At 36.9% G+C, this 11,638-nt stretch carries 12 protein-coding genes; all 12 read left to right on the top strand.

Going from position 1 to position 11,638, the window contains the following annotated elements:
* Positions 1 to 575: 575 nt before the first annotated feature.
* The gene (locus tag PSF09_RS05230) at positions 576 to 896 is read left to right on the top strand and encodes a helix-turn-helix domain-containing protein (RefSeq protein WP_004907630.1); all 321 of its coding nucleotides are present in this window, start codon (positions 576 to 578) and stop codon (positions 894 to 896) included.
* A gap of 197 nt (positions 897 to 1,093) precedes the next feature.
* A complete protein-coding gene (locus tag PSF09_RS05225; RefSeq protein ID WP_004907632.1) occupies positions 1,094 to 1,636 on the top strand; it encodes a fimbrial protein in 543 nt (180 codons plus the stop codon).
* 83 nt (positions 1,637 to 1,719) lie between these two features.
* A complete protein-coding gene (locus PSF09_RS05220; RefSeq protein WP_210837193.1) occupies positions 1,720 to 2,259 on the top strand; it encodes a fimbrial protein in 540 nt (179 codons plus the stop codon).
* Positions 2,260 to 2,333: 74 nt separating this feature from the next.
* A complete protein-coding gene (locus PSF09_RS05215) occupies positions 2,334 to 4,811 on the top strand; it encodes a fimbria/pilus outer membrane usher protein (protein ID WP_210837192.1) in 2,478 nt (825 codons plus the stop codon).
* A gap of 41 nt (positions 4,812 to 4,852) precedes the next feature.
* Positions 4,853 to 5,605 carry a fimbrial biogenesis chaperone gene (locus PSF09_RS05210; RefSeq protein ID WP_109912784.1) on the top strand — a complete coding sequence of 251 codons (753 nt, stop codon included), beginning with the start codon at positions 4,853 to 4,855 and terminating at the stop codon, positions 5,603 to 5,605.
* A 10-nt stretch (positions 5,606 to 5,615) separates the two neighbouring features.
* On the top strand, positions 5,616 to 6,230 hold the full coding sequence (locus tag PSF09_RS05205) for a fimbrial protein (RefSeq protein WP_272664487.1): 615 nt from the start codon (positions 5,616 to 5,618) through the stop codon (positions 6,228 to 6,230).
* 2 nt (positions 6,231 to 6,232) lie between these two features.
* Positions 6,233 to 7,354, top strand: coding sequence for a fimbrial protein (locus tag PSF09_RS05200; RefSeq protein WP_210837189.1), 1,122 nt, complete (start codon positions 6,233 to 6,235; stop codon positions 7,352 to 7,354).
* Between the two features lie 8 nt (positions 7,355 to 7,362).
* Positions 7,363 to 7,926 (top strand): fimbrial protein, encoded by a 564-nt coding sequence (locus PSF09_RS05195; RefSeq protein WP_247605332.1) that lies wholly within the window; start codon positions 7,363 to 7,365, stop codon positions 7,924 to 7,926.
* Positions 7,927 to 7,937: 11 nt separating this feature from the next.
* Positions 7,938 to 9,608: an O-antigen ligase family protein gene (locus PSF09_RS05190; RefSeq protein ID WP_272683578.1), complete on the top strand. Its 1,671-nt coding sequence runs from the start codon at positions 7,938 to 7,940 to the stop codon at positions 9,606 to 9,608.
* 110 nt (positions 9,609 to 9,718) lie between these two features.
* Positions 9,719 to 9,916, top strand: coding sequence for a DUF4762 family protein (locus PSF09_RS05185; protein WP_004907658.1), 198 nt, complete (start codon positions 9,719 to 9,721; stop codon positions 9,914 to 9,916).
* 79 nt (positions 9,917 to 9,995) lie between these two features.
* A complete protein-coding gene (locus tag PSF09_RS05180) occupies positions 9,996 to 10,682 on the top strand; it encodes a thiol:disulfide interchange protein DsbA/DsbL (protein WP_247605331.1) in 687 nt (228 codons plus the stop codon).
* Positions 10,682 to 11,635 (top strand): ABC transporter, encoded by a 954-nt coding sequence (locus PSF09_RS05175; RefSeq protein WP_371031956.1) that lies wholly within the window; start codon positions 10,682 to 10,684, stop codon positions 11,633 to 11,635. Before PSF09_RS05180 ends, PSF09_RS05175 begins: the two co-directional genes overlap by 1 nt.
* Positions 11,636 to 11,638: the final 3 nt, after the last annotated feature.

Here is an 11,638-nt window from a genome sequence, read left to right as displayed (position 1 = left end):
CATTGATATATAATTTTTAAATACTCGTTATTTGCGTAATTAATATCCTTATTTTCGGGTAGTATCGGGATTTATTATATGTGGGTGATGATTTTTGTGAGATATAATTTCGTTGATAAACTTTACAATTATTTATAATTAATTTGTTGGTGTTTGTAAATAATGAAGTTAAGATAAATCTTAAAAAAAATATTTAATAATTTACAAACTCAAAATTCGAGTAATACTACTTTTTTAAGTTGTATTTTATGGTTGAAATTTAACCATAAAATACATCTGATTAGTAAAAGATATGTTTTAATATTTTCAAATGTATCAAAATGTAATTTGAAAGGTGATTGGCTGAAGTTTTATGTCTATAACATGCTGTTATTTATATTATAAATTTCAGTGTGGTTATTTTCTGTTACATTTATCCTATGTTAATAGAGCGATAAATGATTTTAATGGTAATCAATTTGCCCTATCGATTATACAAAATAAATAATCAGACATATAATCATCAAAAATTTTAGGACGGTATCTATGGTTCAGATGGTGCCTATAATTAATTTTTAATATAAAGGTTAAATTAAATGACTTATTTTTCTAATGAGATAAATAAAGAAATAGGGCAGTATTTGAGAGGAATTAGAAAAGAGCAAAACTTAACAGGGGAAGATTTGGCAAAAAAGTTGAATATTAGCCAACAGCAGATATCCCGATATGAAACGGGAAAAACAAAGCTGACATTTGAAATGATGGATACAATTTTAGTGATATTCAATAAGTCATGGAGAGACCTTTTTAATCATGTAATAGATAGATACGATAATGAAAGATTACAGTATACCATAAAAAATGAAAATAATTATTTTGCTATCTTAGATAAAGACACTAAAAAAATGTGGCGTTAATTCGGCCAATAAAAAATCAAATCTTTTTGGTGAAGTGTAATTAGTAAATATAATAAATTTAGCCTATTAATATGATAACTTTATTAAAAGTAATCATTAATTTAATTAAAATAATGATTACTTTTATCTAAAGTTGTTATTAACAACTCTTATGGCGAAACATACATTATACAAGTATTATACAGGATTAAATAATCATGAAATTGAATAAATTTGTAATGGGTGCTGTATTTGCATCAGGCTTTGCTTCGTTCGCAGCAATGGCAGCTTATACGGGTACACCTACTAACGGTACTATCGAATTTTCAGGTGAATTAGTGAATTCTGCTTGTGGTTTAAGTGAAGAATCAAGTCCTGTAAAAGTAAACTTTTATCAGATCCCTGTTTCTAATTTAAAAAATGGTGAGCGTGCAGGTAATATCAAGAAAGATATCGTTCTGCAAGGTTGTGATACTACAGTTGCACAAACTGCAACTGTAACTTACACACCATCAACTATTAACCCTAATGATAATACATTAGCGGCGTTCACTTCAGGTACTGCAAGTGGTGCTGGTATTGGTTTAAGAGACAATGGAAATAAAGATGTTGTTTGGGGACAAGCTTCTACTGCAGTTAATTTAACTGAAGGTAAAACTGCTATTCCATTCGTTGCTTATTTAAAATCTGATAATGCATCTAATGCAGTGACTCCAGGTAGCTTTGATTCAACTATCAATTTCAAAATTGATTACCAATAATTTGTAATTGGTTTTATATCAATATGCGGAGTATTTAATACTCCGCATTAATAAAATCTACCAATAACTAAATGGTATTGTTCATGATAATTCGGGTTGCAAAAATAGCATTAGGATCTAGTTTGTTATGGCCTCTATTAAGTTGGGGAATGACTGGTAATAACATCCCTGGTGATATTGTAATGCAAGGTGAATTAATAGAAGCCTCATGCACGATTGATCCTGAAAGCCGAGAACTTTGGGTTAGTTTTGGTGAAATCAGTGCCCGAGAAATCACCCCTGAAGTCAATATGTTGGTGAGTAAGAATTTTGCTATAAAGCTTGTTGGATGTACGTTGCCTTCTAATGACAAAGGTAGTGCATCGCGCGCGCAAATAACTATGATGGGAACCTCTGTTAATGATGATCAACTTTTACAAGTGAGTGGTGATTCAGAAGGATTTGGAATTCAATTTAGGGACTCTCACGGTGAAATACTTAAACTTAATAGAAGAATGCCGGATTACACATTATTAGAAGGGCACAATAAATTAGATTTTACTGCAATTTTAGTTGCTTATCAAAAGCATATTAAGGCAGGTGATTTCGCAGGAGTTCTACGATTTAGAATGGATTATTTCTAAAACTAATAATAATTACATATAAAAGAGAATTGAGCTAAATCTCTAGCCAAATGAGTGAATACTGAGTAACTAAAATGATTATTTTAAATGGAAATATAAATAATATAAAAAAACTATTTGCAATATATATTGCAGTGCTTTGCTATTCACCAAATATGTCTGCAAATGACCTTGTTGAGTTTAATGTTGACGTATTAGATGTTGGTGATCGTAACAATATTGATTTAACTCGATTCTCTAAAGATAACTTCGTATTTCCTGGGACTTATTTATTGGATGTCTATATTAATGGACAATCATTGTCACAGCAGAAGGTCACTTATATTACCGATCCTCAAGATAGTGAAAAATCATTAGTCTGTTTTACGCCTAAGCAAATTGAAATGTTAGCGCTCAAAGAAGATGCGTTAAAAAAAATCCAAACCATATCCCCTGAATGTTCAAATATTTTACCTATTTCAGGTGTTAAAATTAATAATCATGAAGGCAAGCTGGATATCACTATTCCACAGGCATGGATGAAATATTCCGATCCTAGCTGGGTGCCGCCTGAGCGTTGGGATTCGGGGGTTTCAGGTCTTATATTTGATTATAACCTGACCGGGTCAGTTTCTCGTTCTTTGACGACACATACAAATAAGCACTCATTGTCAGCATATGGTCAGACGGGTTTTAACTTGGGGGCGTGGCGCTTTAGAGCTGATTATCAAGCTAATTATAACGAGCGTGGCGATAGAAAATTCGATTGGAACCAGTTTTATGCATATCGCCCTCTGATCCACATGGCGGCTAAGCTGACACTGGGTGAAATTTATTTAAATTCTCAAGTTTTTGACACGATTCGTTTCACTGGCTTTAACCTTGCCAGTGATGAGCGTATGTTACCGCCAAATCTGCGAGGATACGCACCACAGATTAATGGTATTGCGAAAAGCAATTCAAAAATTGTTGTAACCCAAGCTGGGCGTGTCGTTTATGAAACGACGGTACCTGCGGGGCCATTCAGTATTCAGGATTTGCAAAGTTCAATTCGTGGAACCCTAGATGTCAAAGTTGAAGGTGATGACGGTGAGGTATCGACTTTTCAAGTTGATACGGCAAATATCCCTTATTTAACGCGTCCGGGCTATGTGCGTTATAACGCTTCGGTCGGTAAACCATCACGATTTAATCACAAACCAGAGGGGCCAATGTTTGCCACGGGAGATTTCTCTTGGGGGCTGAGCAATAACTGGTCACTCATTGGTGGTCTACTTTTTGCGGGTAGGGATTATACCGCTATATCTGCTGGATTAGGGCGTGATTTATCTGTATTTGGGGCACTTTCTGCCGATGTCACACAATCCATTAGCCGAATGCCAGGTGATAACACGCAAACGGGTTCTTCCTATCGCCTGAGTTATTCAAAATCATTTGATGAACTTAACAGTACGATTTCTTTTGCGGGTTACCGCTTCTCGCAGGATAAGTTTAGAACACTGTCGCAATATTTAGATGAGCGTGAAAACAAATATCTGGGTATTGGCCGTCAAAAAGAGATGTATACCGTGACAGGGAATAAAACTTTTTGGGCTGATGATCCTGATTGGAGAACGACAGTATTCTTAACGTATACCCATCAGACCTTTTGGGACCAGACATCTCAAGATAGATATGGCTTATCTGTGGGTCGAACATTTCGTTTAATGGGCATCAATGGTGTTTCAACCAATATTGCGGCCTACCGTTCTGACTATCGGGGTCGACGTGACGATAGCATTTCACTTTCGGTTTCAGTGCCTGTTGGTGATAGCCGTTGGGCGGGATATGACTTGCAAAATAGTGGCAGTAAGACCAGCCACATGCTGTCTTACAGTGACAATAGGGATATGAATAACTTATGGCGAGTTAGAGCCGGTCGAAGCAGTGATGATCGCGTACGGTTTGATGGATATTATCAAAAACGGACGCAACTTGCTGAAGTTAATACTAATGTCAGCTATCAAGAAAGACAAACGGCATCGATCAACGGGACATTGCGCGGTGGTTTCACTGCTACCAAGCATGGAGCTGCGTTACATAACAGTACCGGTACAACGGATACAGCAAGAATTATGGTCGATACCAACGGTGTTGGTGGCGTGCCGTTTAACCATGAAAAAACACGAACTAACTGGGCCGGTATTTCTGTTGTGCCTGATATTGTCAGCTATTACAGCTTCGACACGCGTATTGATGTCGATAAGTTAAAAAATAACGTTGATACCAATAAGGCGATAGCAACATCGACCTTAACAGAAGGCGCAATAGGTTATCAGCGCTTTGATGTTGCAGAAGGTGAAAAGCTCATAGCAACTATTCGTTATAACGATACGGTACCTCCATTTGGTGCTGATGTGACAAACGCTGATGGCATTAACATTGCCATGCTGATGGAAAATGGATTGGCGTATTTGATGGCAGTAAATCCTAAAGAAACATTAACGGTATCTTGGGGCGGAAAAGCGCAATGTAAAATTCAACTGCCTGAAAAAATTAATTCGGGTATGTCAGTTTTGCTGCCTTGCCAATAATGTAATGACAGTTTGAAAAAGTATTCTATAAGGTAGAGAAAATGGCGATTCGTATAAATAAATGGGTAGGTGGTTTGCTAGTTATGATGGTTGGCGTAGGGCAATCATATGCGGGTATTTCACTGGATAGAACACGACTGATTATTACCGGCGATGAAAATTCTGCGAGTGCTAATTTATCAAACACCAGCTCAAGTATTCCTTTTCTTGCTCAGTCATGGGTTGAAGATGCCAATGGGAAAAAAATTACATCGCCATTAGTTGTATTGCCACCATTACAGCGCATTAATGGTGGGCAAAAAGGGGTTGCCCGTGTTTCAAAAACAGCCGAGATAGATAAGTTACCCCAAGACCGAGAAAGCCTGTTTTATTTAAATGTACGCGAAGTTCCGCCAAAACCCGATAAACCGAATGTTTTACAGTTAGCGATGCAATCGCGGATTAAATTGTTTTATCGGCCGACAGCCATTATTCCTGAGTCTAAAAGTGCAGTTTGGCAAGACCAAGTCATATTTTATAAACAGGGAAATAATTGGCGCGCTGAAAACCCAACTCCTTATTTTGTGACCATTATTAGCCTTAATAATAAACCGGTGGCAGAAGGTGGAAAAAAACTAACTGATTTTCCAGGGGTGATGATTGCACCTAAATCGCATCTCGATATTAAGGTCAATAGTTCAGGCGAGAGTTTCACCATGATGTATGTGAATGATTATGGTGGTCATCCAGAACTTAAATACAGTTGTAGCGGAAATACGTGTAAAGCGTTACCACCAGAGCAACAGATTCGCTAGGAGTATTGATATGAACATTAGGTGCTTAGGGATCGTATTATTGGGGCTAGGAAGTTTCTCCGCGGTTGCAGAAATTGCGGATGAAAAGCTGTCCCGCCAAACATTGCTAGACGTACATAGTACTGTGCATTTTACAGGGAGCGTTTATGCATCGCCTTGTGTTCTTGAATTAGAAACACAAGAGCAGTATGTCGATTTAGGTGAAATCAATGCCAGAGAATTTCATCGCATTGGCGATAGAAGTACTCCTGTTGCATTTAATATTCGCCTCAAAGATTGCCAACGCGGAGCATCCAAGTCATTTGTGAATTCTGCTGGAGAAGCAACTCAAAATGCGCAGCGTTATTACTTGACGGGAGAAAGTGCTGTTTCATTGAGCATTGCGGGAGATACGGATTTTTTTAACCCTGATTTGGTGCGAGTTACAGGTGATATTCGAGGTGCCGGATTGCGTATTTCCAGTAAAGAACATCAAAACCTAATGGTCAACCAGCCAACAAGTTCATGGGTGATCAAACCTGGCGATAATAACCTCACACTTAATGCATCATTGGAATCTACAGCACGGTCTGTTTCGGCGGGAACCTTTAGCGGATTAGTTAGGCTAAAACTGGAGTATTTATAACCATGTTTGTCTACAACAATAAAAAACTAAAAGATATCACTATTGCTGTTGGTCTGTTTACCGTCGGGGCGTTGCCGTTATCTGCTTTAGGGGCTCCCCACGGTTCTGCTATACCGGATGGGGGAACGTATACATTCGAAGCAAGAATGAATAATCAATTGCTCGTTAATGAGAAGGATGCAGAAACAGTATTCAATTTTGATGTGGGTAATTGGCCTTATTTTGATATTTATTGCCAAAGCTATATGAAGCCGGGGGGGGTTGGGAATTCAGATCCAGATTCAGGGATGACATTTGATTTAATGTCAACCATTCCTACATCAATGCAAAACCCAGGATACCTGAACCTCAATGAATATTTTGATGTAAAAGTTGAAATTCAAATCGGGGGAAAGGTTGGCCAGAAAGTTGCTGTCCCAGTAAAGGATATGTGGAATGGGGGTTCTGACCCAATAGAGTGTACACCACCGAGAGTTAATAGCCGCGATTATGGTGTCGAGCTACGGACGGGATCGAGTGGAACGATCACGTTTAGGCTGAAAAAACCGATTATTAATGGCATTACCATCAACCAAGCGGAACTGGTACAGGTTTTTGCTAAAAAAGGCAGCCCAGCGAATGGCAGTACAGCTTATGCACCAATTCCATCAACGCGAGTCGTTCTAGGGGCAGGAATTATCACGGTTGCTGATGAGTGTACGATTAATGAAGGCAACCCAATAGATATTAATTTTCTTGATGTGGCAAACACGAGTGAACAGTTGAATGGCACTAATTATGCTCAGCCCTTTAAGATCCCAGTTAAATGTACCGGAGGCAGTTTTACGACAGGTGATTTAAATATCAAGCTGTCATTGTTGCCGGGAGCGTCAGGTAGCGCGGATTTTAACCCTGATTATTTCGGTACGTTAAAAAACGGTGTGAAACGCACAAATCTTGGCATTGTGGTGACTGATAATTTGACCGGAACCTTGGTAAGACCGAACCAAGCTTATCAAGTGCCTAATTTTATTAATAACCAAGGCACCTGGAACTTAACGGCTGCGCCAATAGCTGCGCCTGGTAGTAGCGTGGAAGAAGGTGAATTTACAAGCACCGGGACAATTCTTGCTGAATTCCAATGAGGCCGATCATGCGAAATAATAATCAGATAAAGCGTAATAAATATTTATTGTCGATTGGCTTATATTTATTAGTCTCAGGGTCGGTGAGTGCAAGTGTGATCCCGAGTAATATGGGAAGCTATTCATTCAGAGGCATGGTTGTTGCTACGCCATGTCAGATAGCACCTGGAAGTGAGAAGGTCCCTGTTGATTTTCAACAAATCTCGGTTAAAGATCTTTATAAAGAAGGCAAGTCGAAACCTTTAATTTTCTCAATTCATTTAACGAATTGTAATACGACCATATTTAAATCGGTGACAGTGACTTTTAATGGAATTGAAAATAAAAATCTTCCTGACCATCTTGCGATTAGTGACCAAAGTGAGGCAAGTGGAATCGGTATTGGGTTATTAAATTTAAATGAAACACCCATAGAATTGAATACGCCATCATTAGCGCAAAATTTGGCAAAAAATGATACGGAAATTCAATTTAAGGCTTATGTCGAGGCTGAACCAGAAGCGAGAATTAACGAAACGATTATCTATGGGAATTTTTATAGTACTGCATACTATACATTAAATTATCAATAACGAATGAAAACATGACGTTTGCAATTAAAATTAAAGATAATAAAAAAGAAAGTTATCCATGGGTGCTTTTAGGTTTTGTCGTTATATTTTTTGGCATTATATTGCATATTTATCTGCCGAATATGGGCGGAACAGGTTTGTCATTGCCATTCAATATAATTAGTGGTTTTTTTATTGCGTTTTTTATTGTGATGATTAGTATTACACAAATTAAAAATTTAAACTTATACTATTCTAAGTCGAGTAATTATATTACGATTGGATTAGTCTTATTATTAGGTTTGTGTTTTTTTGCGCCAGAAAATTACCAGTTTAATGCGTACTTGACTGCGTATTGGTTATTGGGGGCGTTATTTTTTTATCAAGCTTTATTGCAAATAAATATTTCAGAAACTGTATTGAAAATAATTGTTTGCAGTGTATTATTTGCTGCTATTATTGAGAGTCTATATTCAATAGCACAGGTTTTTAATTTTTTTCCGATATCAGGGGATAGGCCATATGGTGTATTCCAACAAGTTAATGTTCTTTCTAGTTTTATTTGTGTTGGTATTGCCAGTGCAATAGGCATGTTTATTTTAATGAGAACTGTCACACGGTATGCGTTTGCCATTATCATTGTGAGTCTCATTTTAATGAGTATGGTATTGCCATTGTCCCAATCATTAACTGGATATTTAAATTTATTATTAATTGTTATTGTTTTTTATTTTTTCGCAACGTATCATCGTCAATATATTGTTTACTCTTTAATAGCGATTGTTATCGGTCTTATTATTGGTTATGGAATAAAAGTTAGTTTTAATATTTCTGACTTTTCTGACAGTAAATTACAAACATCACATATTAGATGGGTGCTATGGCAACATAGTTTATATCTATTTAGCGAAAATATGTTATTTGGCTCTGGGGTTGGTAGTTTTGAATCTGTATTTTTAGAGCGTTTTGGTGGTGGTTTGCTAGGAACCAGTGAAAAGGTTATTTCACATCCACACAATGAGGTATTGCGTTGGATGGTTGAAGGTGGGTTAGTTGGTTTTGCGGCAATATTGTTAGTTATTATTGGTGGTGTGCATCTACTTTATTCTTCATTAAAAAATAAAAATAACAATTATGTTTTTTTAGTTATTGCGTTACCAATTGTTTTTCATATGATGACAGAGTTTCCATTGTGGTTATCAATACCTCATGGGGTGGTATTGATATTGTTAATGCGTTGTACCGATGTTCCAACTAAAAAATATTCATTGAATAAGTTTGTAGGGTATTTTTCGAAAACAATTATTGCGTTAGGTGGTTTATTATCCATGGGGTTGCTGTATTTTACTTTGCAAACACAGCAATATTTAACGTATATCGAAAAAACAGGGCAGCAGTATCTTCTTTCGATGAATGAGCCTGATTATAGTGAATGGAAATACTATTTAATCGATGATCGTTACAAATTGGATCTCAATATGGGGTATTTATTACGCTATAACGAGACGCAAGACCCTTATTATTTGAATTTATTTTCATCTTGGGCAGAAAACTATTCACGTTCTTGCTCAGATCTTAATGTTTATTTTTCTTGGATCCTTGTTTTAAATGAATTAGGTGAGAAAGAGAAAGCAAAAAGCGTCAAAGAAAAAGCGATTTTTTTATTTGATAATAATGAGAAATTAGAAGGATTGAATTTTTAATTATTCATGCGGTAATTTGTATATTAATTAAAAATCTAAAGGATTTATTGGTGTTAATTATCAATAAATAGGGCGTTTTATTAATTTAAATCTATATTAAAGGAAATAACATGAAAAAGTTAAATGCTATCGAAGCTGCTGCTGTAGTTGGTGGAACAAAACAAGTTTGTACTAATTCTTACGAGAGCATCACTGTTGGTGGTGTTAAATCTTGCCAATTAGTGACCACTTGTACTGATAAGCACGGTAATAAAACATACAAAGCAAAAGCTGTTGGTGCATCAAACTGTGATGTAACAGCTCCATAGTATTAAATTTGATTTTTATTAATTGATACATGGGGAGTTATCCCCATGTATTTTTCGTACCTGAATGGAATTAACTGTTATGAATACTCGTTTTAAACCAATAACTATTACACTTTATACTCTATTTGTTATTATCGCTTCTTCACTCATGACGGTTTTGTTCTATCATATTTTTGTTTTTAATACTTTTTCAAATGATGATGCACAAAGCTCTTCTTTTATTGAATTTAATAGTGAACAAGTTCTATTGAGTCCAATAAAAGAAAATAACAGCATCATAGAAGTCCTTTCTTATGGTTGCCATTATTGTGCCGTAAATCATGATAATGTCAGTCAATTCGAAAAAACACTCCCTGAGAACGTCAACTTTAAAGTCGTGCATTTAGCCATGGATAATAATCTGGGGCTTGCTGCCTATGCGCCTATTTTTGCGACATTGGAAGAGATGGGGGTGGAATCTCAATACCGTCAGGATCTTTATACCGCAGTTATCAATGATAAGCTTGATTTAGCTAATAAAGATGTCTTAAACCAATGGTTAAAACAGCACAATGTTGATTCAACCCAATATCTAAAAACCAGTGAAAGCCAAGCGGTTCAAGAACGTCTGAAAAACATGCTTGAAATTAGCAAGTTTTATCAAATTACTGGAACACCTGCATTTATTATCAATAAACGCTATGTCGTCTATCAAGACCGTGATTTTGCAGACTTTACTGCTTATATGCTTGAATTATTAGACAAAAGCAATAAGGAGTTACGGTGATCCGGTTTTGCATTGTCTGGACGGTATTTACAGCGAAAAACTGTTTGATGCCGTTTAAAAAAGGATATCAAAAACTTAATCATAGTGGACTTACCTTTTTACGGTTGTTACTGCGCCGGGGCTATATCACATCGGTATTATTTGTCTCCAATTTATTATGTCGCGTAGGCTTATTAGGTCGTCAATATCGTAATCGGAATAAAGTCGCCACGGAAAACTTTCGTAGTTTAATGGAAACGAAAGGGCATATTGATATGAGCTGGATAGCTGTTCGACGCTTCATTTTGGAAGAAGCTGCAACATGGGGACAAAACCAAAAAATCATGGCGCAAGTTCGAGTTTGTACTCTTGAACTTGATAGCATCGTTGCGCCTTTGCACCAACAAAATAAACCCGTTGTGCTTGCTCCATTGCATATGGTTTCTGATGTTTTAGCCACCATGGTTGGTGCAGGGGTGACCCCAGGCAATGCGACGGTGGTGGTTTCGTCGAGTGCAGAACAGCAAAAGTATAACGCTTCGGCACGTGAGTTAGGCCAGGTGAATTTATCATATTGCTCTATTCATCAGGGAAATAAAGTATTAGCTAGCCAGTTAATGACTGCGATGACAGAAACGGCGACAGGGCAAAAGAATATAATTGTTTTTCCTGATATCACCCCTGATTACACGGTTCAAACAGAGGAAGGGGCGTCGAGCAAATTATCGTGCCATTTATTCAACCGTGCAGCGAAGCTGCACAATGGTGTCGTGCGTTTATCCAGTGCGATTTCGGCACAGGTGGTTTTTTATCATCTGTACTACCAAAACGGTTTAAAAATCAAGGTTTATCCGCCTGTTGCAGCAAAAGATGTTGCAACTCAAATGCCCGCCATCATTGAAAATGCGGTTCGTCATTATCCCAATGATTGGCTTTTATGGCATAGCCATTCACTTTATTTTATTAGCCATTAAATA

Origin of the sequence: Providencia sp. PROV141 (genome assembly GCF_028481645.1) — a bacterium.
GTDB lineage: Bacteria > Pseudomonadota > Gammaproteobacteria > Enterobacterales > Enterobacteriaceae > Providencia > Providencia rettgeri.
This window is presented reverse-complemented; position numbering and strand designations above follow the sequence as displayed.